The following is a 26044-nucleotide window of genomic DNA, read 5'->3' on the forward strand; positions in this document are numbered from 1 at the left end:
AAGCCCGCTCCCACATTTTGAATGTGTGAACCCATTCAAGTGTGGGAGCTGGCTTGCCTGCGATGGCCCCACCGCGGTCTAGCTGACCGTCACGCAATCCACTTGCGATCCCCGGTAAAACTGATTGTCAGCCAGCGCGCCGCATCCGGCGTGCCCAGCGCTGTGGATATCTCTTCGCGCAGCGCGTCGAGGGTCGTGACGTTGCCCACCGGGTAATCCGCCGGCAGCACCACATGAATCTCGATAAACCGCGCCCGCCCGTGCTTTTGCACGTAGGACTCGTAGTCGTCGAAACCATGCTTGGCTTGCGCCGCCTCCATCACTTCGCGCACCTTGTCGTCCAAGTGATCCGGGGCAATCCCCAGCACTTCGCGCAAGGCCGGACGCAGAATCTTGAACGCCGGCGCCAGCATGCTCAGGGCCAACAGGATCAAGATCAGCGGGTCGACATACACCGCCCACTCGTCATACCCCTGAGACTTGAGCAACAGCGCGGCGAGAAAGCTGATCAGCAAACCCACCGAGAGCATCGCGTCCACCAGCCAACTGATGTTGTCGAACTGGATCAGCGAAGATTTCAGTTTGCGATTGCGGTAGCGCACGTAGAAGAAGTAGGCGAATTCGACGACGGTAAACACCGCCGCATAAACGATCACCAGCCCCAACTCGATCTCGCGCCCGCCATTGATAATGCCGAACACGCCGTTGAGAAACGCGTAGATGGCGATCAGCAGCAAAAAGCTGCCTTCGATCAGCAATACCATTGGCTCCAGGTGCCAATAGCCAAACTGGAAACGCTCGTTGCTTTTTTTGGCGATCAGCTTGGCCGTGATCAGCATCAACACCTTGATGGCGGTGGCGATCAGCGAGAAAAAGCCGTCGAACAGAATGGATTGGGCGCCAGATATCACACCCGTGACAATCCCGGCGATCGCTACCGCGAACATCAGGATGGTCGATTGTTTGAGCAGTGCCTGCTCACCTCGGTTACTCACATTTCCTCCCGTCAAAACCTTTAAACCGCACAGTGCGGAGGGGTTTTCAGGGGTGGAGTGTACCTTATGTCGTGTTTTGGCCGATTTGACGCCATCGGGGGCAAGCCCCCTCCCACATTTGACCGCATTTCAAAGTTGAAACTCGGTTGAGTGTGGGAGGGGGCTTGCCCCCGATGGCAGCGACTCGGTCTTAAGCCTTACTTAGCCCCACGCTCAATCGCAAACCCAGCCCAGGTCTGGCTCACCGGCATCAGCTCCAAGCGGTTGATATTCACGTGCGCCGGGGTGTTCAGCACCCAGAAGATGGTGTCGGCGATGTCCTGCGGCTGGATCGGCTCAGCACCGGCGTAGGTCGCGTCGTAACGCGCCTGGTCGCCGCCAAAGCGCACCAGCGAGAATTCACTCTCGCACAGGCCTGGTTCGATGTTGGTCACGCGCACGCCGGTGCCTTGCAGGTCGCAACGCAGGTTCAGCGAGAACTGCTTCACGAACGCCTTGGAGCCGCCATACACGTGGCTGCCCGGGTACGGGTAGCTGCCGGCGATGGAGCCCAGGTTGATGATCCCGGCGCCACGGCCGTGAGCGATCAGGCGCGGCAGCAGCAGGCTGGTGGTGGTCAGCAGGCCTTTGATGTTGGTGTCGACCATGGTTTCCCAATCGTCGAGGCTGCACTTGGGCGCAGGGTCAGTGCCCACGGCCAGGCCGGCGTTGTTGATCAGCCCGCGCAGCTTGGCGAACGAAGGCGGCAGGTTGGCGATGGCGTCTTCCATGCCCTTGCGGTCACGTACGTCCACGACCAGCCCGTGCACTTCGGTCTGCTTGGAAAGCTCTTCGACCAGTGCATTCAAACGGTCGGCACGACGGCCGGTGAGCACCAGTTTCCAACCGGCGTCGGCAAAACGGCGGGCGCAGGCTTCGCCAAAACCTGAGGTTGCGCCAGTAATAAACAGCGTGTCGGACATGGTGTTCTCCTTGCGGGCATCTGGGAAAAAAGTTGCCAGCAGAATGCCCTTACGCCGCGATTGCGGCAACCGCTGTACACACACCTTCATGTACAGCTGGTCAATTTTTAACCATAGCGAGCGAGGCCTTATAAACCGTGGTCTGCAGCCTTATGCGCGCAGGTTACCCACAACTGCGCCCACAGTCTTTGGGGGCAAGTGCAAAAAGCCAAAAGCCGCTGTGTACAAGGCCTGCAGGCAGTTTTAGAAAGTTTTTTGCTTGACCTTGGACGGGCCGTATGTAGGCCCGGTTGACAGATGCAAACTCGAACGATGGCTCCAGGCCAGTCATTCCGGCCTCTGCGGACGTCTTTCCAGAGTTTAGTCACAGACTTATCCACAGGCCCAGGCGACATAAATCGGTCATATACCTGTGTCTTTAAACAGGTTGACAAAGCGCTCGACAGGGTCCGAAAAAACCGCTGATCAATAAACAACCACCGCGCTGCAAGCCACGGTTTTAAAGGCTTTCAGCCAGCTACTCCCACGTTACCCACAGCCGGTTCCACAGCGGATGGGGACAAGTCAAAACTGTGACAAAACAGGGATTTGCGGCGGCTATATGTCGCGCTTTGGAGGGTGGCTGGATTTGTTTTCCACAATTTGGCGGGAAGCCTGTGGACACCCAAAAACAAATGTGGGAACCGCCTTTATGTAGAAGCCGGGCTTGCCCGCGATAGCATCACCTCGGTTTGCCTGACAGACCGAGGTGTTCGTATCGCAGGCAAGCCAGCTCCCACATTAAAGCCGCTTCCCACATGGGTGATTGCATCAAGCCTTCAGATCAGTGCCCGCCGAGGTAGGCATTGCGCACTTCCTCGTTCACCAGCAACTCCTTGCCGGTGCCGGTCAGGCGAATCTCGCCGTTGACCATCACATACGCCCGGTCCGACAAGCGCAGCGCATGGTTGGCGTTCTGCTCCACCAGGAAGATGGTCATCCCGGTCGCCGCCAGCTCACGCAAGGTCGCGAAGATCTGCTTCACCACAATCGGCGCCAGGCCCAGGCTTGGTTCGTCGAGCAGCAACAGCTTGGGCCGGCTCATCAGCGCGCGGGCGATGGCGAGCATTTGCTGCTCGCCGCCGGACATGGTCAGGGCGCGCTGGGTGCGCCGCTCCTTGAGCCGCGGGAACAACTCGAACATGCGCTGCATGTCTTCCTGCGCGTATTTGTCGCCAATCGGGATGGTGCCCATCAGCAGGTTTTCCTCGACGGTCATGTCGGGGAACACCCGCCGCCCTTCCGGCGACTGCGCAATGCCGTTGGAGGCAATGTAGTGGGACGACTTGTGGGTAATGTCGACGCCGTTGTAGAGGATCTGCCCGGACTCGGCGCGCGGCTGGCCGAAAATCGACATCAGCAGCGTGGATTTACCCGCGCCGTTGGAGCCGATCAGGCTGACGGTTTCGCCTTCGTTGATGTGCAGCGAGACTTTTTTCAGGGCCTGGATCGGGCCGTAAAACACGTCCAGCTCCTTCATTTCGAGGATAGGTGCACTCATACCAGCTCCTCTTCGTCGGCGCCCAGGTAGGCGGCAATCACTTTCGGGTCGTTGCGGATCGCGTCCGGGCCGCCTTCGGCGATCACGTTGCCGTGGTCGAGCACCACGATGTGGTCGGAAATACTCATCACCATGCCCATGTCGTGTTCAATCAGCACCACCGTGATGTCGTGTTCGTCGCGCAGCAGGCGAATCATCGCGCTGAGCGCTTCGGTTTCCTGCGGGTTAAGGCCGGCTGCCGGTTCGTCCAGGCAGATGATCTGCGGCCGGGTGCACATGGCACGGGCGATTTCCAGGCGGCGCTGCTGGCCGTAGGAAAGCTCGCCGGCCAGGCGGTTGGCGCAGTCCACCAGGTCGACCACTTCCAGCCAGTAGAAGGCGTGGTCGAGCGCATCGCTTTCGGCCTTACGGTAGCCCTTGGTGTTGAGGATGCCGGCGAGCATGTTGCGGTTGACCCACATGTGCTGGGCCACCAGCAGGTTCTCCAGCACCGACATTTCCTTGAACAGGCGAATGTTCTGGAAGGTGCGCGCCAGCCCGGCACGGTTGACCAGGTGAGTGCCGCCAAACATCTTGTAGTAAACACGGCTGAAAAAGCTTTTCGGCGACACAAAGTCGGTGACCTTGAAGCGCTCGCCCAACAACTGGATCACGTTGGTCTGCTTGCCGCGGATGTTGAGTTGGATCTTGCCGCCGCTGGCCTTGTAGAAACCGGTCAGGCAGTTGAACACCGTGGTCTTGCCGGCGCCGTTGGGGCCGATCAGGGCGAAGATCGAGTTGCGTTCGACCTTGAGGCTCACATCGCTCAAGGCCTTGATGCCACCGAAGTGCATCATCAAATGTTCCACGGACAGGACGACTTCCTTGCTCATGGCGCCACTCCTTTACGTGGGGTCACACCGGTACGGCTGATGCGAATCAGGCCGCGCGGCCGCCAGATCATCATCACCACCATCAACACGCCAAACAGCAGCACGCGGTACTCCGAGAAGCTGCGCAGCAACTCGGGCGCGACGGTCAATACGAACGCCGCAATCACCACGCCGACCGTCGAGCCCATGCCGCCCAACACCACGATGGCCAGGATCAGTGCCGACTCGAAGAAGGTGAACGACGATGGGTTGACGAAGCCCTGGTAGCTGGCGAAAAACACCCCGGCCAGACCGGCCGTGGACGCGCCGATGGTGAACGCCGAGAGCTTGACCAGCACGTGGTTCAGGCCCATGGAACGGCAGGCGATTTCATCTTCGCGCAAGGCTTCCCAGGCGCGGCCGACCGGCATGCGAGTCAGGCGATGCTTGATGTACAGCACGGCCAGCACCACCAGGAACAGCACGATGTAGATGAACATGAACTTGATGTTGGGGTTGTAATCGATGCCGAAGAACTCATGGAAAGGTATTCCACCGTCCTTCGCCTTGCGCCCGAACTCAAGGCCGAGGAAGGTCGGCGAAGGCACCGGCATGCCGTTCGGGCCGCCAGTGAACGACAGCCAGTTATTAAGTACCAGGCGAATGATTTCACCGAAGCCCAAGGTCACGATGGCCAAGTAGTCACCGTGCATTCGCAGCACCGGGAACCCGAGTATGCACCCCGCCAGCGCCGCACAGATGGCCGCCAAGGGCAGCACCGTCCAGAAGCCGAGGCCCAGGTATTGATAACCCAGCGCCAGGCCGTAGGCACCGATGGCGTAGAACGCCACGTAACCCAGGTCGAGCAGACCGGCCAGGCCCACCACGATGTTCAGGCCCAGGCCGAGCAACACATAGATCAACCCGAGGATGACCACCGTGAGCAGGTACTTGTTGGCGAAGATCGGGAACACGATGGCGATCACGATCAGCGCCGGGATGATCCAGCGCAGCCGCGACTTGTAGTCCGGCGGCAGCACGTGCACGCCAGAACCACTGCTCTCAAAACCCTGCAGAATCTTCAGGCCCTTGGGGGTTTGCAGGAACAGGCTCAAGGCAAAACGCCCGGCCATCACAATGGCGACCAATACGGCCACGCGCGCCGGTTGCAGGTTGAAGCTGTAGCCGTCGAGGACCACGCCGACGATCGGACCGAACACGATCAACGAAATCAGCCCGGCGAGGACCGTATCGACCACACTTTTTTTGATATCAATCGATTTGGCAGCAGACATGTTTACACCTTCGCCACGAGCGGACGACCAAGCAGGCCCTGAGGACGGAAAATCAGAATCACCACCAGCAGGGAGAAACTGAACACGTCTTTGTAGTCAGAGTTGATCAACCCCGAGAACAGCGACTCGGAGATACCCAGGATGATCCCGCCGAGCATTGCCCCAGGCAGGGAGCCGATGCCGCCGAGTACCGCTGCGGTAAACGCCTTGATGCCGATGATGAAGCCGGCGTAGAAGTCGAACGTGCCGTAGTTGAGGGTAATCAGCACGCCGGCCAGGGCCGCCATCGCTGCACCAATCACGAACACATAAGAGATCACTCGGTCGGTGTTGATGCCCAGGATCGAGGCCATCTTGCGGTCTTGCTGGGTCGCGCGGCACATGCGACCGAGCTTGGTGTACTTGATGATGTAGGTCAGCAGCCCCATACCCAGAAACGCGGCCACCAGGATGAACACCTTGGTGTAGGTCAGCTGCACGAAACCGCTGCCGATATCGACGCGCCAGGCGCCGGCCAGCAGGGTTGGAATGCCTTGTTGTTTCGCGCCCTGAGCGATCTGCGCATAGTTTTGCAGGATCAGGGAGATGCCGATGGCGCTGATCAGCGGTGCCAGTCGGGTGGAGTTGCGCAGCGGTTTGTAGGCGACACGCTCGATGACCCAACCGTAAACGCCGGTGACGACCACGGTGAATATCAGGGTGCCGAGAATGAGCAGCGGGAAGGATTCGATGCCGAAGTAAGCCAGCAGTGCCAGACTGATCGCCGCGAGGTAAGCGGAAATCATATAAACCTCGCCGTGGGCGAAGTTGATCATGCCAATGATGCCGTAGACCATTGTGTAGCCGATGGCGATCAGGCCATAGACCGACCCGAGGGTCAGGCCATTGACCAGTTGCTGCAGGAAAATACCATCCATAACGCAATCTCACGCGGTGAGCACCTGCACACCGATGGGCGTGCGGCGCTTCTGGAGGAAAAGACAGACTTGTCGCCTGACACGATGGTGCGAGCAACCACACCCCCTGTGGGAGCCGGGCTTGCCCGCGATGACGGACTGACAACCAACACCTTTGTTGAAGGTGAAACCGCTATCGCAGGCAAGCCAGCTCCCACAGGGGATCGAGGCGCTTAAACGATCGTGTTTGTTCTTACTTCTGCTTTTCCAGCTGGTGGTATTTGCCGTCTTTATCCCACTGGTAAACCACGTAGTCGGAGATCTTCAGGTCGCCCTTGGCGTCCCAGTTTTTCTCGCCCATCACGGTTTTGACCGGGTGCGATTTCAGCCACTTGGCGGCGTCTTCGCCTTTATTGGACTTGGCGCCGTTGAAACCGGCGGCCAGGGCCTGGATCGAGGCATAGGCGTACAGGGTGTAGCCTTCAGGCTCGGTGCCGTTTTTGCGGAACTCTTCCACGACGGTCTTGCTGTCTGGCAGCAGGCGCGGGTCGGCGCCGAAGGTCATGTAAACGCCGTCTACGTATTGCGCGCCGCCCGCGGTGGCGACCAGTTCGTCGGTCACGATGCCGTCATCGGACATGAACTTGACGTCCTTGAGGCCCGCTTCACGGATCTGGCGCACCAGTGGACCGGCTTCAGGGTGCAGGCCGCCGAAGTACACCACATCAGCACCGGTGGAGCGGATTTTGGTGACCAGGGCGCTGAAGTCTTTCTCGCCACGGGTCAGGCCTTCTTCCAGCACCGGCTTGACGCCACGTTTGGTCAACTGCTGAGCGGTGGCGTCAGCCAGACCTTTGCCGTAGGTGTCTTTATCGTTGATCACCGCGACTTTCTTGCCTTTGAGCACATCGACAATGTAGTCGCCGGCGACGATGCCTTGCTGGTCGTCACGCCCGCACATACGGAACACCGCGCCCAGGCCACGTTCGGTCACCTGTGGGTTGGTGGAACCCGGGGTGATCATGATGATGCCGGCTTCGTCGTACACCTCGGAGGCCGGAATGGTGTTGGAGGAGCAGAAGTGCCCGACCACGCCGATCACTTTGTCCTGGTCTGCCAGACGGTTGGCGACGGCCACCGCCTGCTTCGGCTCGCAGGCGTCATCGCCGGCCACCAGCTTGAGTTGCTCGCCGTTGATCCCGCCGGCCTTGTTGATCACATCGGCTGCCGCTTGGGCACCCTTCATGTACTGCTCACCGAAAGCTGCGTTGGCGCCCGTCATCGGCCCCGCTACGCCAATCTTCACATCAGCTTGAACAAACGCAGAAACACCCAGCGCCGCTGCAACGGCGAGGGCCAGAAAACCTTTCTTGTAAAACGTCTGGGACATGAGTGGTGCTCCGAGGTTTTTGTTTATTGGCACTACGATTTCACTGCGAACCGTCAACTGAAACTTTCAGGGAAAGCCCAGAGCAAGCCGCGTGCCATTACTTTTTTATTCTTCAAAAAGACACGGTGTCATTGTTATTACAGGCGTTTCGACTCCTTTTGCCAGCACGTGCAACCGTCTAGCACCGAGAGGTGCAACCGACGGAGCAAAAAAGTACAACCCTGGCAGGTCGCACCTGCAACCAGACGGATAAACGACAGTTCCTACGCCTGTAACAATGTGCGTAACGGAACTGCACATTTACAGTGCGTGATTGCTACGACTTGCACCAATACAGATTAGTAGCCTGCTAAGAAAATGCAGGCTTCTGACAGGTATTTCGCTGATCAGATCACGATCCGCAGGCATTGGCCCGCGTGATACAGCGAAAATCCGGCTTCATACAGGCAACTGCGCAAGCCCACCCCGGCCAGCGGTTGCATCGGTGCGAAGGGAATCGGCAAGGCTTGGGCATTCTGGTGACACAAATAGTCGGCAAAGGCCTTGCCCACCACGCTGCCGGTGGTCACGCCGCGCCCGTTATAGCCGGTCACCGCCACCAGGCCCGGCGCGGGCTCGAAAAGACGCATCAGGTGGTCCGGGGTGAAGGCGATGCAGCCGGTCCAGGTGTATTCCCACTGCACCGATTTGAGGTACGGGAAGTAATGCTGCTGCACCCGATCGGCCCACGCCTTGAGGAACCAGGCGGGTTTCTGATTACCGTTGCCCAGGCTGCCGAGCAACAGGCGGCCGTGCGCATCGCGGCGGATGCTGCTCAACACCTGGCGTGTGTCCCACGAGCCCTGCCCGCCAGGCAGGATCTGTTGGGCAGCGTCGTCCGTCAGCGGCGCCGAGGCGACCTGGTAGTAATAGCCTGGGAAGAAATTGCGCCGCAGCTCAGTCCATTCGCCTTCGGTGTAGGCATTGGAGGCGATCACCACTTGTGCAGCCTGCACCGAGCCCTGCGCGGTTTGCACCGACCAGGTTGCGCCCTGGCGCTCCAGCCGGGTGACCGGGGAATGGTCGAAAAGCTGCCCGCCCAGGCCAACCGCCGCATTCGCCAAACCACTGGTGTAGGCCATCGGGTTCAAGGTGCCCGCACGCCGATCCAGCAATGCGGCGGCGATCTTTTTGGTGCCGGTGGCGTGTTCGCAGGCTTGCCCGGTCAGCAATTCAACCGGCGCGCCACGGCGCTTCCATTGTGCTTCACGACTGCGTAAATCCGCCTCGCCACGGGCGTTGTGCGCCATGTGCAAGGTGCCCTCGCGGCGCAGTTGGCAATCGATGCCGTACTTGTCGATCAGGCTGAACACCAGTGACGGCGCTGCGCCCAACATGCGGTTGAGCTGGCTGCCCACCGCCTCGCCGAAACCGGCTTCGATCTCGTCCGGGGGAATCCACATACCGGCATTCACCAACCCGACGTTACGCCCCGAACCGCCATGGCCGGTGCGATGGGCCTCCAGCACGGCGACGCTTTTACCTTGCTCCAGCAAATGCACGGCTGCCGACAACCCGGTGATCCCGGCGCCGATCACGCACACATCGACCTTGACCTCGCCCTTGAGCGCGGCCCGGTCCGGGCGGCCAGGGGTAAGGTGTTCCCACAAACATGCTTCGCGTAATGCCATTGCCAGACTCCGATGAGACCTAACAAACCACTTTTCCGAACTGCAAATGAGGTCAAATGTGGGAGCGGGCTTGCTCGCGAAAGCGGTGTGTCAGTCAACAGATATACAGCTGATCCACCGCATTCGCGAGCAAGCCCGCTCCCACATTTTTAACCGCGTTTCGACAGGGATTTAGTCGAAGGTAATGCCCTGCGCCAGCGGCAACTCCAGCGAGTAATTCACGGTATTGGTCTGGCGACGCATGTAGCCGCGCCACGCATCCGAACCCGACTCGCGCCCGCCGCCAGTCTCTTTCTCACCGCCAAACGCGCCACCAATCTCCGCACCGCTGGGGCCGATGTTGACGTTGGCGATGCCGCAGTCGCTGCCCACCGCCGACATGAACTGCTCGGCTTCACGCACATCGGTAGTGAAGATGCACGACGACAGGCCTTGCGGCACGGCGTTGTTCAAACGCAGGGCTTCGGCAAAGTCGCTGTAGCCGATCACATACAGAATCGGCGCGAAGGTTTCGGTGCACACCACGTCGCTTTGCTCAGGCATTTCCACAATCGCGGGCGACACGTAGTAGGCATTCGGGAATTTATCTTCCAGCTGACGCTTGCCGCCGAACACCTTGCCGCCTTCGCTCAAGGCCTGCTCCAGGGCGTCCTGCATGTTTTCGAAGCCGTGTTTGTCGATCAGCGGACCGATCAGGTTGCCTTCCAGCGGGTGGCCGATGCGCACCTTGGAGTAGGCCGCTTTGAGGCGGGTGACGATTTCTTCTTTGACCGATTCATGCGCGATCAGGCGGCGCAGGCTGGTGCAACGCTGGCCGGCGGTGCCGACGGCGCTGAACAGGATGGCGCGTACGGCCATGTCCAGGTCGGCGCTTGGGCCGAGGATCATTGCGTTGTTGCCGCCCAGTTCGAGAATGCTGCGGGCAAAACGCGCGGCGACTTTGGGCGCCACTTCGCGGCCCATGCGGGTGCTGCCGGTGGCGCTGATCAATGCCACGCGCGGGTCATCGACCAGCGCGGCGCCGGCGTCGCGGCCACCGATGATCACCTGGCTCAGGTACTCGGGCGCATCGGTGAATGTCTTCAGCACACGCTCGAACAGCGCCTGGCACGCCAGCGCGGTGAGCGGGGTCTTTTCCGACGGTTTCCAGATCACGGCGTTGCCGCACACCAGCGCCAGCGTGGTGTTCCACGCCCACACGGCCACCGGGAAGTTGAAGGCGCTGATCACGCCGACCACGCCCAGCGGGTGCCAGGTTTCACGCATATGGTGGCCCGGGCGCTCAGAGGCGATGGTCAAGCCGTACAACTGGCGGGACAGGCCGACGGCGAAGTCGCAGATGTCGATCATTTCCTGCACTTCACCCAGGCCTTCCTGGGTGATCTTGCCGGCTTCCCAGGACACCAGCTCGCCGAGGTCTGCCTTGTATTCGCGCAATACGTCGCCGAACTGGCGCACCAGCTCGCCACGACGCGGTGCCGGCACCTTGCGCCAAGCCTCGAATGCATGCTCGGCGCGACTGACCTGTTGCTCCACCTCGGCGGCGCCTTCCCAGTGCACGCTGCCGATACGGCTGCCGTCGATCGGCGAATGCACGGGTTGTTTACCCGACTGGTATAGCGCCGGGCTCACCCCGAGACGATCAAGCAATGCGGCAACCATGGGTCACTCCTTCAATTTCAAACAGAAAATTCGCGCCGCCACAGACACGGCGATCCAGGCCTTATTTGTAGCTGGCCCAAGACTTGCCAACAAACGACGATTAGGCGAGATATCATTCCGTTTATTCATGCAAAGAATAAAAAGAGGCGTGCCGTGCTGAACAAAAGACATTTGCCCTCGATCACCGCCCTGCAGTGTTTCGAAGCCGCCACCCGCCACCTGAGCTTCACCCGCGCCGCCGAGGAACTGAACCTCACGCAAAGCGCGGTGAGCAAACAGGTCGCGCAGTTGGAAGAGTTGCTGCAACACCTGCTGTTTCGCCGGGTGCGCCGCCGCTTGCAGATGACCCCGGCGGGCGATTTGTACTTGGTGGAAGTGCGAAAAATCCTCACACAGGTGGAGATGTCCACCCATTACCTGCGCTCCTACGGCGGCGAGACCGAAGTGCTGCGGGTGTCCACGCCCTACACCTTCGGCGCGCGCTGGCTGGTGCCGCGCCTCAAGGGCTGGCGTTTGCGCCATCCGCACATCCATTTGGACCTGTGCAACGAGCAGGAGCCGGACGAATTGCTGCAAGGCAAGGCCGACATGGCCTTCTACTTCGGCCAGGGCTCACGGCCCGGCACCGAGAGCCTGAAATTGTTCAGCGAAGAACTGGTGCCGGTGTGCGCGCCGGAAAGCCTCCCTGCGCAGCCGTTCACTGACCCCACGCAACTCAGCGACCTGGTGCTGCTGCAGAACGCCTCGCGGCCCCAAGGCTGGCATGACTGGTTCGCCAGCCAGGGTTTCCACACCGAACACAGCTACCACGGCCCGCGTTTCGACACCTTCTATATGTGTATTCGTGCGGCGCAGGTGGGCTGTGGCGTGGCGCTGCTGCCACGTTTTCTGGTGGAAGAAGAATTGGCGGAAGGCAAGCTGGTGATTCCCTGGCAGCATGCGTTGCCCAGCCAGGATGCGTATTACCTGGCGTATCCGGAGCATTCGGCGGAGGTGCCCAAGGTGCGCGATTTTGTGAAGTGGATGATGGAACAGGGTTAGCGCTTTTTTGGCTGCACCACCGCCATCGCAGGCAAGCCAGCTCCCACATTTGGAATGCATTTCAAGTGTGGGAGCTGGCTTGCCTGCGATAGGGCCAGTGACCATTCCGAAAAAATCACTGGCAAAACCCCACGGGTCTATGCGCCACTAGCGCCATTCCTTAATAGTGCGTAAAGGTCGGCGCCCATCGTCGACCCGTCTGGAGATTCCCGTTATGAGCGAGAGTGTGTTTGCCGATCGCATCGTGCAGAACTTGCTCGACACCGACTTCTACAAGCTGACCATGATGCAGGCGGTGCTGCACAACTACCCGAATGTGGAAGTTGAATGGGAGTTCCGTTGCCGCAACAGCGAAGACCTGCGCCCGTACCTGGCGGAAATCCGCTACCAGATCGAGCGCCTCGCCGAGCTGAGCCTGAGCCCGGATCAATTGGGCTTTCTGGAGCGCATCAGCTTCATGAAGCCGGACTTTTTGCGCTTCCTGGGGCTGTTCCGCTTCAACCTGCGCTATGTACAAACCGGCATCGAAAACGGCGAGCTATTCATTCGCCTGCGCGGGCCGTGGCTGCATGTGATCCTGTTTGAAGTGCCGATGCTGGCCATCGTCAGCGAAGTGCGTAACCGCTACCGCTACCAGACCGTGATCCTCGAACAGGCCCGCGAGCAGCTGTATCGCAAATTCGACTGGTTGACCGCCAACGCCAGCAGCGACGAGCTGTCGGAGCTGCAGGTGGCCGACTTCGGCACGCGCCGGCGCTTCTCGTACCGGGTACAGGAAGAAGTGGTCAGCGTGCTCAAGCACGACTTCCCAGGCCGCTTCGTCGGCACCAGCAACGTGCACCTGGCTCGCGAATTCGACATGAAGCCGCTCGGCACCATGGCCCACGAATGGATCATGGCCCACCAGCAACTCGGCCCGCGCCTGATCGACAGCCAGATCGCCGCGCTCGACTGCTGGGTCCGCGAATACCGGGGCCTGCTGGGCATCGCGCTGACCGATTGCATCACCACCGATGCCTTCCTCGGCGACTTCGACTTGTACTTCGCCAAGCTGTTCGACGGCTTGCGCCACGACTCCGGTGACCCGGTGCAGTGGGCAGAAAAGGCCATCGCCCATTACCACAAGCTCGGCATCGAGCCGATGAGCAAGACGCTGGTGTTCTCTGACAGCCTGTCGCTGCCCAAGGCCCTGGAGATTTTCCGCGCGTTGCGCGGTCGCATTAATGTCAGCTTCGGCATCGGCACCAACCTGACCTGTGACATTCCAGGGGTTGAGCCGATGAGCATCGTGCTTAAAATGACGGCCTGCAATGGCCAGCCCGTCGCGAAAATCTCCGATGAAGCGGGCAAGACCCACTGCACCGATCCGAATTTCGTCGCCTATTTGCGTCACGTTTTCAAAGTACCTGCCCTTTCCAGCAAGGAGTGAATCATGCAAGCCGTACAGCGTGAGATTGCGCAGCAGCTCAAGGTCCAAGCCCCGTTCAAGGACCAGGCCGCCCTGGAGGCCGAAGTTGCCCGCCGCGTGACCTTTATCCAGGATTGCCTGCGCAATTCCGGGCTAAAAACCTTGGTGCTGGGCATCAGCGGTGGCGTCGACTCCCTGACCGCAGGCCTGCTGGCCCAACGTGCGATGCACGAACTGCGTGCCAGCAGCGGCGACGCGGCCTACCGTTTCATCGCCGTGCGCCTGCCTTACGAAACCCAGTTCGACGAAATCGACGCTCAGGCTTCGGTGGACTTCATCGAACCGGACGAGCGCCACACTGTGAACATCGGCCCGGCGGTCAAATCCCTGGCCAATGAAGTGGCGGCCTTTGAAGGCAAGGCGGCGGTGTCGCGTGATTTTGTACTGGGCAACACCAAGGCGCGCATGCGCATGGTGGCGCAGTACACCATCGCTGGCGCAGCCGGTGGCCTGGTGATCGGCACCGACCATGCGGCGGAAGCGGTCATGGGCTTTTTCACCAAGTTTGGTGATGGTGCCTGCGATTTGGCGCCGCTGAGCGGGCTGGTGAAAAACCAGGTACGTGCGATTGCTCGGCACTTTGGCGCGCCGGAATCGCTGGTGGAGAAGATCCCGACGGCCGACCTCGAAGACTTGTCGCCCGGCAAGCCGGACGAAGCATCCCATGGCGTAACGTACGCCGAGATTGATGCCTTCCTGCACGGCGAGCCAGTGCGTGAAGAAGCGTTCAAGATCATTTGCGACACGTATCGCAAGACCGAGCACAAGCGGGTCATGCCCTTCGCGCCGTGATAAGTGCTTTTTTTGGCGAGCAGGCCTGTTGTGGCGAGCGGGCTTGTTGTGGCGAGCGGGCTTGCCCCGCGTTGGGCTGCGCAGCAGCCCCAGTAAGCCAACCGCGGTGATTCAGTAACACTGAGTTGCAGGTTTTGGGGCCGCTGCGCAGCCCAACGCGGGGCAAGCCCGCTTGCCACAAGGTATTCAACGCCCACAAAAAAGCGCCCCGCAAGGCGCTTTTTTTCGACCAGGGTCGGCTTACTTGACGGTCACAGTGCCTTTCATCATCGAGATGTGGCCTGGGAACGAGCAGAAGAACGCGTAATCCGTACCCGCGGCCAGTTTCGACACATCGAAGGTCACGGCATCTTTCTCGCCAGCACCAATGATCTTGGTGTGGGCGATGATGCGCGTGTCGCCGTCTTTGAGGTAATTCTTTTCGATACCGGCGGCCATGCCGTCGCTGGCGATGCCAGGCATGTCGGCGGCGGAGCTCAACACCCAGTTATGGCCCATGACGTTCTTCGGCAAGCTGCCGGAGTGTTCCAGGTTTACGGTGAACGTCTTGCAGCTCTTGTCGATGGTGATTTCTTTGGTGTTGAAGGACATCTGGTCGGTGGAATCAACAGTGACCGCGCACTCTGCAGCAAGCAACTGGCCGCTCGCCAGTGTCAGCAGGGAAACAGCAACGATTTTGGCAAACATGTGAATCTCCATGGCAGGGTTTAAAAAACGCGTATTGCGACAAGGGTGCCTCAAGCAGGCCTGAATTCTTATGATCTGAATCAACAGATTGTATACAACTTTAGGCTATCAGACTGATCAACACAATCTACCAGCCAAAGTTCGACCACCTGCTTATGATCGGCTCATCCCCCCTGGAGCCCGCGCCATGCATCTGAATCAACTGTTCAACGGCTTGCTGGCCGCGTATGCCTGCGGTAAGTGAAGGCCAACCGCGCCGCTAAGCTGCTACCATAGCGACCCAAGGCAGCTGCGCGCCGCCACCCTCACCTTCGACCCTAGAGGATCGCCCATGGCCAAACCTAATTACTCCTTCGCCAAACGTCAGAGAGACTTGGCCAAGGAGCAGAAGAAAGAGGAAAAGCTGCAACGCAAGAAAGCCGCTGCAGATGAAGAAGCAAGTGCACTGAACCCGGATGCCGAAGGTGAAGTGGCAACCGACGAAACCGAGACACCGAAAGACCCGGCTGAATAAATTCTGTTGAGGTGAGCAGGCTTTCCCTGCTCGCCTCAATCCACTGCTATTGCAGCGGCATCACCGTCACCCGCACCTCCGGGTCATGGTTCCCTCCTCCCAGAATCACCCCCCGCAACGGCGACACATCCGAGAAATCCCGGCCCCAGGCCAAGGTGATGTGCTCCAGTGCCGGCTGCACATTGTTGGTCGGATCAAAATCCACCCAGCCCGACACCGGGCAATACACCGAAACCCACGCGTGCGATGCATCGGCGCCGATCAGCCGTGGCTGGCCGGGCGGTGGCTGCGTCAGCAGATAGCCACTGATGTACCGCGCTGCAAGGCCACGCGAGCGCAGGCAGGCGAGCATCAAGTGGGCGAAGTCCTGGCACACGCCGCGTCGGCGTTCCAGCACTTCCACCAGCGGCGTGGCGACCTGGGTGGCTTCGGCATCGAAGGTGAACTCGCTGAAAATCTTCTCCATCAACGCCTGCACGCCGAGCAGCAACGGCTCGCCGGGCGGAAAGCAGCTTTCGGAAAACTCGACGAAGGTTTTTTTCAGGTGCACGTAGGGCGATTCGAAGCGATAGCGGCAGGCTTCGATCAATTCGGCTGACAGCGGCTGGCTGCTGTAAGTCAGGCTGTCGCGGGTTTGATCCCAGGCCGGCGACTGCTGAAAATCCAGCGCAGGCCGCGCCAGCACTTCGACGGTCAGCCCTGCATTCACCAGCAACTCATCATGGGGCCGTTCGAACGCCAGCCGAGTGATCGGGTTGCCGAACACGTCCAGCTCATCGCGACGCGCCGTCGGCTCCGGGCTGATTTCCAGTTGCTGCGAACTGCAACGCTGCCACGCACACGGCCGTGGCCACAAGTGCGCCAGCTGCTGCGCCAGCGACACCGGGCTGTCGTAGTGGTAGTGGGTATCGTGAAAAATCTGGTAGCGCGCACTCATCACACCGACACCGTCTGCTGGCTGACATCATCCACATGGGCAAAATGGCGCAACGCCAGGCGATCCGACACTTGCCCACTCTCATCGGCCACCGCTTGCAGCAGGTCAGCCAGGCCGCCCAACGCGGCACGCACGCTGGACTCGCCGAACAGCGGGTTCTCCAGGCAACCGAGGTCGAAACGTGCCAGGCGCTCCACCAGCGGCGCCAGCCCGGTTTCTCGAGGCACACCGAAGTCATCGTTGAGACGACGTAACGTGCGGCTGACCAGCTTCAGCTGGAACAGCACCGCATGCGGGTTCTGCTCATCCAGCAACAACAGGTCAAGTACCGGGATCAACTGCGGCACCGCCAGGTAACGCGAGCGATAGGTGATGCTGCTGTTACCCAACTCCAGCAGCCACTCAAGCCCGGCCTGATCAAACACCGCCACGCCACGCAGGAACGCCGCCAGGCTGCTGCTCAGGAACTGCAGACGCTCGATGCGCCGGCCCATCATCAAGAAGCGCCAGCCTTCATCGCGGGTCATGTCATCCAGGGCAAAGCCGGACAGCGCCGCCAGGGACATCACCAGGCGGTTGAGGAAATCCAGCAGTTCGCCGAAGTCCGGGGTCTCGCTTTCCAGTTCCAGGGCTTCGCGCTGCAGCTCGACCAAGGCCTGCCAGTTTTCCCGCGACAGCTTGCCGCGCACCTGGGACGCCGCCCACTGCAGACGCTGCAGGTTGGCGCGCAGGCTTGATGGCCAGTCATCGCCAAGCAAGGCGGCAAGCAGCCGCTCGGGCAATTCCCCTTCTTCGGGCAGCAGGCGCAAGGTCTCGCCCAGCTCGACCGCCGCCTGCAAGGCCAGCGGGTCGTCACCGTCTACATACCGCGCCAGCACAATCCGCAGCCAGCGCGCACTGTCATCACAGCGTTCGCAGTAACGGCCAAACCAAAACAGGTTTTCCACCACGCGTGACGGCAGGTAGGGGTCGCGGCGCACCAGATCGTGGGCGCCAATTGGCCGCTGCGCGCGCCACTGTTCGCCACCCGCCGTACGCTCGCCCAGCACCCACGTGTCTTTGCTCGCGCCGCCGCGTTGCATCGATACCACATCGGCGTCGGCCTCGGCCGCCACACGGGTCAGGCCACCGGGCAGCACGCGGTAGCCCTCGTCGCTGGCCACCGCGTACACGCGCATGCCGATGGCGCGGTGTTGCAAATGGTCATCCACGGTATGCCACACCGGCGCCTGGGACAGTTGCGCCAACTCCTGGGCGACATACGCATAAGGCCGCGCACGCATGCGTTCGGCCAGCGCCTGGCGTTGTTCGTCGCTCAAGTCGCGGCCAAATACCGGGGCGAAACTTTGCGATGGAAACGCCGGTTTGATCAGCAGCTCGGGCAGTTTCTCCAGGGCCTCGGCGAGCACCGGCGCCTCACCGCACCACCAGGTGGCGATGGACGGCAGGATCAATTCTTCACCAAACAGGAACTGGTTGATCTTCGGCAAAAAGCCGAGCAAGCCCGGCGACTCCAGCACGCCACTGCCCAGGGCATTGGCAACCAACACATTGCCTTGGCGCACGGCATCCAGCAGGCCGGGCACGCCCAGGGCAGAGTCGGTGCGCAGTTCCAGCGGGTCGCAGAAGTCGTCGTCCAGGCGACGCATGATCGCGTGCACCCGGCGCAGGCCGCTGAGGGTTTTCAGGAACACGGTGCTGTCGCGCACGGTGAGGTCGCCGCCTTCCACCAACGGGTAGCCGAGCTGTCGCGCCAGGTACAGGTGTTCGAAATAGCTCTCGTTGAAACGCCCCGGCGTCAGCAACACGATCAGCGGCGACTGGTCGTCGCAGGAAGCCTGGCGGGCCAGGGTTTCCTGCAGCGTGCGGAAGAAACCGGTGAGGTGCTGAACCTGCAGGTCGCGGTACAAATCCGGAAAGGCGCGGGACACGATGGTGCGGTTTTCCAGCGCATAACCGGCGCCCGAAGGCGCCTGGGTACGGTCGGCGGTGACCCACCAGCGGCCATCCGGGGTGCGCGCCAGGTCCACGGCGTACAGGTGCAGAAACGTACCGTCCGGCGGCTGGATGCCCTGGCACGGCCAGAGGAAGTTGTTATGCCCGAACACCAGCTCAGCCGGCAGCAGGCCTTCTTTGATCAGAAGCTGCGGGCCATACAGGTCGGCCAACACGGCATTGAGCAGGCGCGCACGCTGGGCGATACCGGCCGACAAGTGCCGCCACTCATCGGCGGCCAGCACATGCGGGAGTAAATCCAGCTCCCACGGGCGATCGGCGCCCTTGGGGTCGGCGTAGACGTTGTAGGTCACGCCGTTTTCCTGGATCTGCCGGGTCAGCAGCGCCTGGCGCTGGGCCAATTGCGCGGGCGCGCTGCGTTGCAGGTGATCAAGCAAGCGCTGCCAATGGGCACGCACCGCGCCGCTGTCGTCCAGCAGTTCGTGGTAAGTGCCCGCAGTCAGCGGGTAACGGTCGAGCAAGTCGGACATGGAACGCTCGGCAGAGGCAAGGGAAGTCAAAGTCACCACAGTCTAATGTGGGAGCGGGCTTGCTCGCGAATACGGCGGGTCAATCAACTCATATATCGACTGATTCACCGCTTTCGCGAGCAAGCCCGCTCTCACATTTGAACAGCATTCAGTCATTTTTATTGGGGAAACGCCGCAAATCCAAGGTCATCGGTAGTTCATCATTGATAACCAAAGGAGGCACGGGCAACTTGCCTGGGCTATGCCCCAAGCGGAAAAACCGCGCCATGCGCCGGCTCTCTGCCTCATTGGCGTTCACCGGCAAGCTGTCGTAATTGCGCCCTCCCGGGTGGGCGACGTGGTACTGGCAGCCGCCCAGCGAGCGTTGCATCCAGGTGTCGAGCAGGTCGAACACCAGCGGCGCGTGCACCGCGATGGTCGGCTGCAGGCAGTTGGCCGGTTGCCAGGCGCGGTAGCGCACGCCGGCGACAAACTCACCCACACGCCCGGTGGGCTGCAGGGGCACCGGAATGCCATTGCACGTCAGCAAATAGCGTTGTGGTGGCAGCCCGCTCAGCTTCACCTGCAAGCGCTCAAGCGACGAATCCACATAACGCACCGTGCCGCCCACCGCGCCCTCCTCGCCCAGTACGTGCCAAGGCTCCAGAGCCTGGCGCAGCTCCAGTTCGATGCCGCTGACGGCGTAGTCGCCAACTTTTGGGAAACGAAATTCCAGGTGCGCAGCAAACCATTCAGCGCGCAGCGGGTAACCGGCGGCGTTCAGTTCGACGATCACGTCGGCGAAATCCTGCTCGATGAAGTGCGGCAACAGGAAGCGGTCATGCAGCTCGGTGCCCCAGCGCGCCAGTTTCGGCGGCGCGTACGGCTCACGCCAGAAGCGCGCGACCAAGGCGCGCAGCAGCAATTGCTGGGTCAAGCTCATGCGCGCATGCGGTGGCATTTCAAACGCGCGCAGCTCCAGCAACCCCAGGCGGCCGGTGGCACCGTCCGGCGAGTAGAGCTTGTCGATGCAGAATTCGGCGCGGTGGGTGTTGCCCGTCACGTCGATCAGCAAGTTACGCAGCAGGCGGTCGACCAGCCACGGCGGGCATTCTTCGCCGGGCTCGGGCATTTGTGCGAAGGCGATTTCCAGCTCGTACAGCGCGTCGTTACGCGCCTCATCCACCCGTGGTGCCTGGGAGGTCGGGCCGATAAACAGCCCGGAAAACAGGTACGACAGCGACGGGTGGTTGTGCCAGTAGCTGATCAAACTGCGCAGCAAGTCCGGGCGGCGCAGGAACGGCGAATCCTTGGGCGTCGCGCCGCCGAGCACAAAGTGGTTCCCACCGCCGGTGCCGGTGTGGCGGCCGTCGATCATGAATTTTTCGGTGGTGAGGCGCGTTTGCCGCGCCTCCTCGTAGAGAAATTCGGTGCGCTCGACCAACTCGTCCCACGTGGCGGACGGCTGCACGTTAACCTCGATCACACCCGGGTCCGGCGTGACCCGGAAGTTGCTCAGGCGCGTGTCGAACGGCGGCTCGTAGCCTTCCAGCAACACCGGGCAGTGCAGTTCTTCGGCGGTGGCTTCAATGGCGGCCACCAGTTCGAGGTAGTCCTCGACGCGCTCCAGCGGCGGCATGAACAGGTAGAGGCGCCCTTCCCGCGCTTCGGCGCACAAGGCGGTGCGGGTCAGCCAGTCGGCGGATTCGTCGACTTTCGGCACGCGCTCATCGCTCGTCGCGGGTTCACCGTGGCTTTGCAACTGCGCGGTGGTCGGCAGCTCCGGCTGATCCTGGTTCGGGTCGGTCGGATGCACGAACGGGTATTCCGCGGCGGTCACCCAAGGCTGCGAGGCCAACGGCAGGCGATAACCCAGCGGCGAATCGCCCGGCACCAGGCGGCAGTGGTTGTCGCGCAGGTACCAGCGCCCACTCTGCCAGCGGTCATTGGCGGCCGTGCGCGCCAGCGGCAGCACTTGGCCGATGACCTTATCCAGGCCCTGGCTGAAGACTTTGCGCAGGCGTTCACGCTCCAGGTCGTCGCTCAGACGCGGGTCTTGGGCGGTGACGTTTTGTGGCAACGCACCTTCGCGCCACAGGTAGTAGAAATTGTCTTCGAAGGCCGGAAACACGAAGCGCGCCGGCAACTTCAGGCGCTCGGCGACGCAGGCCAGGAAGCGCCCGGCCATCACGCCGTCGGCGCCGTAATCTTCCTGTTCATCGGCGATCAGCGCGCTGTTGTGCCAGATCGGCACGCCGTCGCGGCGCCAATAACAATTGAGCGACCAGCGCGGCAGTTGCTCGCCGGGGTACCACTTGCCCTGGCCGAAGTGCACCAGCCCCGTGGGCGCGTAGTGTTTGCGCATGCGCTGGAACAACTCGGCAGACAGGCGACGTTTGTCCGGCCCCAGCGCAGCGGTGTTCCACTCGGCGCCATCGGGGTCGTCGATCGAGACGAAGGTCGGCTCGCCACCCATGGTCAGGCGTACATCGTCCTTGAGCAGGTCGCCGTCGATCTGCCGGCCCAGTGCCTGGATCGCCAGCCACTGCTCTTCGGTGTAGGGCTTGGTAACCCGAGGCGCTTCCCAGATGCGTTCAACCGACATCTCGTGGGTAAATTCGCACTCGCAAGGCTCCACCAGCCCACTGATCGGCGCAGCGGACGATGGATCGGGACTACAGGCCAACGGGATATGACCTTCACCGGCGAACAGCCCGGAGGTCGCATCCAGGCCGATCCAGCCGGCGCCGGGCAAATACACTTCGCACCAGGCGTGCAGGTCGGTGAAGTCGACGTCGGTGCCGGACGGGCCGTCGAGGGCTTTGACGTCGGCGGTCAGTTGGATCAGGTAGCCCGACACAAAACGCGCCGCCAACCCCAGATTGCGCAGCAACTGCACCAACAGCCAGGCCGAATCGCGGCAGGAGCCAGAAGCGTTTTCCAGGGTGAACTCCGGGGTTTGCACACCGGGTTCCATGCGGATCAGGTAGCCGATATCAGCCGCCAGGCGTTGGTTGAGGCCGACCAGAAAGTCCACGGCCGGCAAGGGCGTGCGGTCGATGCCGGCCAGGTAGGCGGCAAACTTTGGCGTCAGCGGCAGGGTTTCCAGGTACGGCGCCAGCTCGCGCTGCTCATCGGCGGCGTAGCTGAAAGGGATCTTTTCGGCGTAGGGCTCAAGGAAAAAGTCGAACGGATTGAATACCGCCATCTCGGCGACCAGGTCGACCTCAATGCGCAGCTGGTCAGTCTTTTCCGGGAACACCAGGCGCGCCAGGTAGTTGCCCTGCGGGTCCTGCTGCCAGTTGATGAAGTGCTGCTCCGGCAGCACTTTGAGTGCGTAGGACAAAATCCGCGTGCGGCTATGGGCAGCCGGGCGTAAACGCACGATCTGTGGGCCGAGTTCGACAGCGCGGTCGTAGCGGTAATGCGTAACGTGGTGCAACGCGACATGAATCGACACGGCGGCCTCCTGCGAGCCAGGGCATGGACACAACGCGCGCAAGACTTATGCCAGAGCGGCAGTCATTGCGCTTTATCGTAAGACCCGCTGCAGTACAGCACCAAAACGGCGCCGTCGTCAGTGCATTGGTGCATGTGCTGCACATATTTGTGGCGTGTGTGCGCGGTTGGGGTGGTGAATCTACCCAGTCAAGCAGCCTTGGACGCGTTGCGCAGGCGCCGTACCTCAACCAATTTCCTGACCATCGACCGATAGCCCTTGCTGTTGATCAGCAACAAACCGAGCAATGGCCAGAACAGGCTTTCGCTGTAGATAAACCAGTGAGGGTGAAACTGCAGCGTCGGAAGCACCACCAGCAAGCACACCACAAAAAAGCCGACCATGCCCCGCACCGCCCAAGCGTGCCCGCGCACGACCAGGAAGTTGCTGTTGACCACAAACAAGGCCGCGAAGATCACCACGAACCACGACACGGTGGCATTGGTGGCCATGGGCACGTCGGCAAAATAGGTGGCGGCCGCCAGGGAAATTGCGCCGGAACCGCCAAGGCAACCGGCGAGAATCACGCCGATGAACGAGGGAAAATGTTCTAGCAAAAAGGGTTTCAATGACGGGACGCCATTCATTATTCAAGCTCCTCGTACAACCCTATCGCCAAGGTTTTGAGCTGTTTGGGGTTGTCCGAGCGCACCAGCCCCCAGACGCTCAGCCCTGCACTGAAAGCGTCGCCGAGCTGGACGATGGTGGCGTGCTTGAGCTGAGTGTGGGTAAAGCGCTTGGGCAAATCGCCGCGCAATTGCAGCAGCTTGCGCATCTTGGTCGACATCTGTGGGTCGGCGATTTTCAGCAGCTCTTTTGTCAGCTTTTCCCGCTCCTGACCGTTCAGGCCCTTGAGCACTTGGCGCAGGGTTTTGCCAGTGGATGCACGGGCCACATTGACCAATTTGACCGTGGTCAGCGCAGACGCGCCCACGCCCACCAAGGCGGCGCCATCCATGATCTTGGTAGCGGTCTGGTACCACTCCTCGTTATCCAGATAATCATTCATGCCAGGGTTGACGATCTCATTGCGGGTGCGAAAAGCCCCCATCAAACAGGACGCCGTACTGGCGGTTGCGCTGGTGTAGCCAATGACGGTGATGACCGAGCTGGCGCCACCGCTGAACGGCACCGCGATGGTGCCGCTTAACATCACCAGCCAACCCAGCACCGCGCCGCCGCAGGACAAGGTGGTGTTGAAGGCTTCGCTGATCAACCGCGACTCGCGCGCGTTATTCATCACTTGGTCAGCAAACTGCGCTGGCGCGACGTATTTCTGCGCCTCACGCACAATGATGCGCTTGGGCTGAATGCTGCAGATGGGCTTGAACTCACGCAGGGTGACGACATTGAAGTCGGCGTCGATATACACCACGCCTGCGCCAACGATGTTGGGGTCGGCGTCGATGGCGGCAAATATCCGCGGCAGGTTGAGTTCGCTTTCGATGCGCTGGCGCGCCATAAATTGGGAGCGGTTGGAGTCCATGCCGATACCGGCCAGGGGGTTGCCCATGGGGGTGATCTTCCTTGAAATGGGTGATGACTGAACTGACGCCTTCGCGAGCAAGCCCGCTCCCACATTTTTCCGAGTTCCAGCATGAGAATGCGGTCGAATGTGGGAGCGGGCTTGCTCGCGAAGGCGATTCAATGCGCGCCACCTTAACAAACAGACTACCCACCGACTAGAAAGCAAAACGCCAGCACGAGGCTGGCGTTTTGCATATTCAGACTGCGATCAACGCGGCAAGACCGGGTTGCTGCCGTCGCGGCCACGTGGCGGCGGGCCGGCGTCGAGTCCCAAACGGCGCCGTCGTCAGTCCAATGGTGCACGCGCTGCACATATTGATGGCGAGCGTGCGAGGCTGGGTGGCGCACCTACCCAGTCAGCGGGCCTTGTGCTTTGCGCTCATGGCTTCGCGCAGGTGGCGGATTTCTCGTAGCTGACGGCGCATTTCCCGATGACGCTTACTGTTGAGCAACAACAGTCCCAGCATTGGAAACAGCAACCCAATGGCATAGGCAGCCATATGCGGCCGATAGCCATAGGTCGGTAATACGATCAAAAAACACACCACGTAGAAGGCGACGATGGCCCAAACGCCCCAGCTTCTGCCCCTGATCATGACAAAGTGGCTGACTGCCAAGAGCAGCCCCAGGACAACCGCTGCTACAAAGGAATAACGCGCCCGCTCTGGTTCACCGCGAAAAAAGGTACTGGATGCCAATGAAATGGCAGCGGACAGGGAAAAACTGGCAAGGAAAAATGCACAAATAAACGCAGGGAAATACTCAGCCAAAAAAGCTTTTAACGAGACTTGGCGCACCATCACTCAAGCTCCTCGTACAACCCCACTGCAATGGTTCGAATGTTGCCGGACAAGGCACTCCCGGTGAAACCAATGGCGGCACCGAGGGAATCCCTGATCTGCGTAACGGTAGCGTGATTGATCTCGGTCGCCGAATAGCGCTTCACCAACTCACCGGAGCGCTGGCGCAACTTCAGCAGCTTATTGCTCAGGCTTGGGTCTTTCAGGCTTAGCAACTCTTTGGTGAGTGCCTTACGTTGTTGGCGGGTCAAACCCTTGGACAACTCGTACCAGCTTCTACCGGTCGTTGCTTTTCGAGCCTGCAGCAGTCGAACAGTCGTCAGGGTAGAGGCGCCGGCGCCCAACAGCGAGGCCGCGTCCAAGACCGGCATTGCATAGCGATACCATTCCTCGTTGTCCATATCGTCGTTGGCGGTCGGGTCGTTGAGTTCGTTGAACGTTCTCATGCCTCCCACCACGCACTGCGCGGTACTGGCCGCCGCCGCAGTGGCGCCCAGGCCCGCCACCACCAGGCTCGCGCCACCTGTGAACGGTACGGCGACAGTGCCGCTGAACACCACAATCCAACCCAGAATTGCGCCGGCACAAGACAACGTCGTATTGACGGCCTCCCCCACGAGCCGAGACTCACGCGGATTGTTGGTCACCTGATCGGCAAACTGCGCGGGGGCTATGTACTTCTGCGCCTCACGCAAAATGATGCGCTTGGGCTTGATGCTGCAGATGGGCTTGAATTCGCGCAGTGTGACGACATTGAAGTCGGCGTCGATGTACACGACGCCCGCGCCGACAATGCCGGGGTCTGCATCGATGGCCGCAAACAGCCGTGGCAGGTTGATCTGGCTTTCGATGCGCTGGCGCGCCATGAACTGGGAGCGGCTGGAGTCCATGCCGATGTTGAGCAAGGGGTTGCTCATGGGGTGATCTTCCTTGATATAGGCGGTGACTGAACTGGCGCTTTCGCGGGCAAGCCCGGCTCCCACATTTGACCGCATTCCAAATGGAGAACGCGTTCAAATGTGGGAGCAGGCTTGCTCGCGAAGGCGATTCAAT

The 26044-nt window shown here is 60.9% G+C and carries 21 protein-coding genes; 4 read left to right on the forward strand and 17 right to left on the reverse strand.

The window, feature by feature from the left end; genetic code table 11:
- Window positions 1-89: 89 nt before the first annotated feature.
- The 9 genes from ACM530_RS07080 to ACM530_RS07120 all read right to left on the reverse strand — a co-directional run bounded on the left by ACM530_RS07080 (window position 90) and on the right by ACM530_RS07120 (window position 11261).
- The gene (locus ACM530_RS07080; RefSeq protein WP_416364500.1) at window positions 90-995 is read right to left on the reverse strand and encodes a cation diffusion facilitator family transporter; all 906 of its coding nucleotides are present in this window, start codon (window positions 993-995) and stop codon (window positions 90-92) included.
- A gap of 197 nt (window positions 996-1192) precedes the next feature.
- Window positions 1193-1957, reverse strand: coding sequence for an SDR family oxidoreductase (locus ACM530_RS07085; RefSeq protein ID WP_064450434.1), 765 nt, complete (start codon window positions 1955-1957; stop codon window positions 1193-1195).
- 823 nt (window positions 1958-2780) lie between these two features.
- Window positions 2781-3497: an ABC transporter ATP-binding protein gene (locus ACM530_RS07090; protein WP_416364501.1), complete on the reverse strand. Its 717-nt coding sequence runs from the start codon at window positions 3495-3497 to the stop codon at window positions 2781-2783.
- Window positions 3494-4369 (reverse strand): ABC transporter ATP-binding protein, encoded by an 876-nt coding sequence (locus ACM530_RS07095; protein WP_369301553.1) that lies wholly within the window; start codon window positions 4367-4369, stop codon window positions 3494-3496. Before ACM530_RS07095 ends, ACM530_RS07090 begins: the two co-directional genes overlap by 4 nt.
- Entirely contained in the window at window positions 4366-5643 is a 1278-nt protein-coding gene (gene livM, locus ACM530_RS07100) for a high-affinity branched-chain amino acid ABC transporter permease LivM (RefSeq protein ID WP_145160201.1), read from the reverse strand. Before livM ends, ACM530_RS07095 begins: the two co-directional genes overlap by 4 nt.
- Window positions 5644-5645: 2 nt before the next feature.
- Window positions 5646-6560 carry an ABC transporter permease subunit gene (locus ACM530_RS07105; RefSeq protein ID WP_053254074.1) on the reverse strand — a complete coding sequence of 305 codons (915 nt, stop codon included), beginning with the start codon at window positions 6558-6560 and terminating at the stop codon, window positions 5646-5648.
- 232 nt (window positions 6561-6792) lie between these two features.
- Complete coding sequence (locus tag ACM530_RS07110; protein WP_145160199.1) at window positions 6793-7929, reverse strand: branched-chain amino acid ABC transporter substrate-binding protein; 1137 nt, start codon at window positions 7927-7929, stop codon at window positions 6793-6795.
- 386 nt (window positions 7930-8315) lie between these two features.
- Window positions 8316-9599 carry an NAD(P)/FAD-dependent oxidoreductase gene (locus ACM530_RS07115; protein WP_416364502.1) on the reverse strand — a complete coding sequence of 428 codons (1284 nt, stop codon included), beginning with the start codon at window positions 9597-9599 and terminating at the stop codon, window positions 8316-8318.
- 171 nt (window positions 9600-9770) lie between these two features.
- Window positions 9771-11261 (reverse strand): aldehyde dehydrogenase family protein, encoded by a 1491-nt coding sequence (locus ACM530_RS07120; RefSeq protein ID WP_242198994.1) that lies wholly within the window; start codon window positions 11259-11261, stop codon window positions 9771-9773.
- A gap of 153 nt (window positions 11262-11414) precedes the next feature.
- Here ACM530_RS07120 and ACM530_RS07125 point away from each other — a divergent pair, with 153 nt between their 5' ends.
- From ACM530_RS07125 to nadE, 3 genes are all read left to right on the forward strand, one after another.
- The gene (locus ACM530_RS07125) at window positions 11415-12302 is read left to right on the forward strand and encodes a LysR family transcriptional regulator (RefSeq protein WP_145160193.1); all 888 of its coding nucleotides are present in this window, start codon (window positions 11415-11417) and stop codon (window positions 12300-12302) included.
- 214 nt (window positions 12303-12516) lie between these two features.
- A complete protein-coding gene (pncB, locus tag ACM530_RS07130; protein WP_065900159.1) occupies window positions 12517-13731 on the forward strand; it encodes a nicotinate phosphoribosyltransferase in 1215 nt (404 codons plus the stop codon).
- A gap of 3 nt (window positions 13732-13734) precedes the next feature.
- Window positions 13735-14562 (forward strand): ammonia-dependent NAD(+) synthetase, encoded by an 828-nt coding sequence (gene nadE / locus ACM530_RS07135; protein WP_416364503.1) that lies wholly within the window; start codon window positions 13735-13737, stop codon window positions 14560-14562.
- Between the two features lie 240 nt (window positions 14563-14802).
- On the opposite strand, the gene azu is transcribed toward nadE, so the two are convergent.
- A complete protein-coding gene (gene azu, locus ACM530_RS07140) occupies window positions 14803-15249 on the reverse strand; it encodes an azurin (protein WP_119737895.1) in 447 nt (148 codons plus the stop codon).
- Window positions 15250-15580: 331 nt separating this feature from the next.
- Here azu and ACM530_RS07145 point away from each other — a divergent pair, with 331 nt between their 5' ends.
- On the forward strand, window positions 15581-15763 hold the full coding sequence (locus ACM530_RS07145) for a hypothetical protein (RefSeq protein WP_106577640.1): 183 nt from the start codon (window positions 15581-15583) through the stop codon (window positions 15761-15763).
- 46 nt (window positions 15764-15809) lie between these two features.
- Here ACM530_RS07145 and ACM530_RS07150 read toward each other — a convergent pair whose 3' ends face one another.
- The 7 genes from ACM530_RS07150 to ACM530_RS07180 form a co-directional block, all read right to left on the reverse strand.
- Entirely contained in the window at window positions 15810-16700 is an 891-nt protein-coding gene (locus tag ACM530_RS07150; RefSeq protein ID WP_145160189.1) for a transglutaminase family protein, read from the reverse strand.
- Complete coding sequence (locus tag ACM530_RS07155; protein ID WP_262208773.1) at window positions 16700-19186, reverse strand: circularly permuted type 2 ATP-grasp protein; 2487 nt, start codon at window positions 19184-19186, stop codon at window positions 16700-16702. Before ACM530_RS07155 ends, ACM530_RS07150 begins: the two co-directional genes overlap by 1 nt.
- 148 nt (window positions 19187-19334) lie before the next feature.
- Window positions 19335-22625 (reverse strand): DUF2126 domain-containing protein, encoded by a 3291-nt coding sequence (locus tag ACM530_RS07160; RefSeq protein WP_416364504.1) that lies wholly within the window; start codon window positions 22623-22625, stop codon window positions 19335-19337.
- 188 nt (window positions 22626-22813) lie between these two features.
- A complete protein-coding gene (locus ACM530_RS07165) occupies window positions 22814-23251 on the reverse strand; it encodes a hypothetical protein (RefSeq protein ID WP_369301561.1) in 438 nt (145 codons plus the stop codon).
- Entirely contained in the window at window positions 23251-24177 is a 927-nt protein-coding gene (locus ACM530_RS07170) for an NAD synthetase (RefSeq protein WP_119737905.1), read from the reverse strand. The genes ACM530_RS07165 and ACM530_RS07170 overlap by 1 nt, the downstream gene beginning before the upstream one ends.
- Before the next feature lie 370 nt (window positions 24178-24547).
- The gene (locus ACM530_RS07175; RefSeq protein ID WP_416364505.1) at window positions 24548-24991 is read right to left on the reverse strand and encodes a hypothetical protein; all 444 of its coding nucleotides are present in this window, start codon (window positions 24989-24991) and stop codon (window positions 24548-24550) included.
- A complete protein-coding gene (locus ACM530_RS07180; protein ID WP_145160177.1) occupies window positions 24991-25908 on the reverse strand; it encodes an NAD synthetase in 918 nt (305 codons plus the stop codon). The genes ACM530_RS07175 and ACM530_RS07180 overlap by 1 nt, the downstream gene beginning before the upstream one ends.
- Window positions 25909-26044: the final 136 nt, after the last annotated feature.

The organism is Pseudomonas sp. NFX183, from assembly GCF_047943075.1.
In the GTDB taxonomy this organism is placed as follows: domain Bacteria; phylum Pseudomonadota; class Gammaproteobacteria; order Pseudomonadales; family Pseudomonadaceae; genus Aquipseudomonas.

Coding starts and splice junctions, on each gene's coding strand:
- ACM530_RS07085 (WP_064450434.1), bottom strand. CDS start 1,957: ATGTCCGACACGCTGTTTATTACTGGCGCAACCTCAGGTTTTGGCGAA.
- ACM530_RS07090 (WP_416364501.1), bottom strand. CDS start 3,497: ATGAGTGCACCTATCCTCGAAATGAAGGAGCTGGACGTGTTTTACGGC.
- ACM530_RS07095 (WP_369301553.1), bottom strand. CDS start 4,369: ATGAGCAAGGAAGTCGTCCTGTCCGTGGAACATTTGATGATGCACTTC.
- livM (WP_145160201.1), bottom strand. CDS start 5,643: ATGTCTGCTGCCAAATCGATTGATATCAAAAAAAGTGTGGTCGATACG.
- ACM530_RS07105 (WP_053254074.1), bottom strand. CDS start 6,560: ATGGATGGTATTTTCCTGCAGCAACTGGTCAATGGCCTGACCCTCGGG.
- ACM530_RS07110 (WP_145160199.1), bottom strand. CDS start 7,929: ATGTCCCAGACGTTTTACAAGAAAGGTTTTCTGGCCCTCGCCGTTGCA.
- ACM530_RS07115 (WP_416364502.1), bottom strand. CDS start 9,599: ATGGCATTACGCGAAGCATGTTTGTGGGAACACCTTACCCCTGGCCGC.
- ACM530_RS07120 (WP_242198994.1), bottom strand. CDS start 11,261: ATGGTTGCCGCATTGCTTGATCGTCTCGGGGTGAGCCCGGCGCTATAC.
- pncB (WP_065900159.1), top strand. CDS start 12,517: ATGAGCGAGAGTGTGTTTGCCGATCGCATCGTGCAGAACTTGCTCGAC.
- nadE (WP_416364503.1), top strand. CDS start 13,735: ATGCAAGCCGTACAGCGTGAGATTGCGCAGCAGCTCAAGGTCCAAGCC.
- azu (WP_119737895.1), bottom strand. CDS start 15,249: ATGTTTGCCAAAATCGTTGCTGTTTCCCTGCTGACACTGGCGAGCGGC.
- ACM530_RS07145 (WP_106577640.1), top strand. CDS start 15,581: ATGGCCAAACCTAATTACTCCTTCGCCAAACGTCAGAGAGACTTGGCC.
- ACM530_RS07150 (WP_145160189.1), bottom strand. CDS start 16,700: ATGAGTGCGCGCTACCAGATTTTTCACGATACCCACTACCACTACGAC.
- ACM530_RS07155 (WP_262208773.1), bottom strand. CDS start 19,186: ATGTCCGACTTGCTCGACCGTTACCCGCTGACTGCGGGCACTTACCAC.
- ACM530_RS07165 (WP_369301561.1), bottom strand. CDS start 23,251: ATGAATGGCGTCCCGTCATTGAAACCCTTTTTGCTAGAACATTTTCCC.
- ACM530_RS07170 (WP_119737905.1), bottom strand. CDS start 24,177: ATGGGCAACCCCCTGGCCGGTATCGGCATGGACTCCAACCGCTCCCAA.
- ACM530_RS07175 (WP_416364505.1), bottom strand. CDS start 24,991: ATGGTGCGCCAAGTCTCGTTAAAAGCTTTTTTGGCTGAGTATTTCCCT.
- ACM530_RS07180 (WP_145160177.1), bottom strand. CDS start 25,908: ATGAGCAACCCCTTGCTCAACATCGGCATGGACTCCAGCCGCTCCCAG.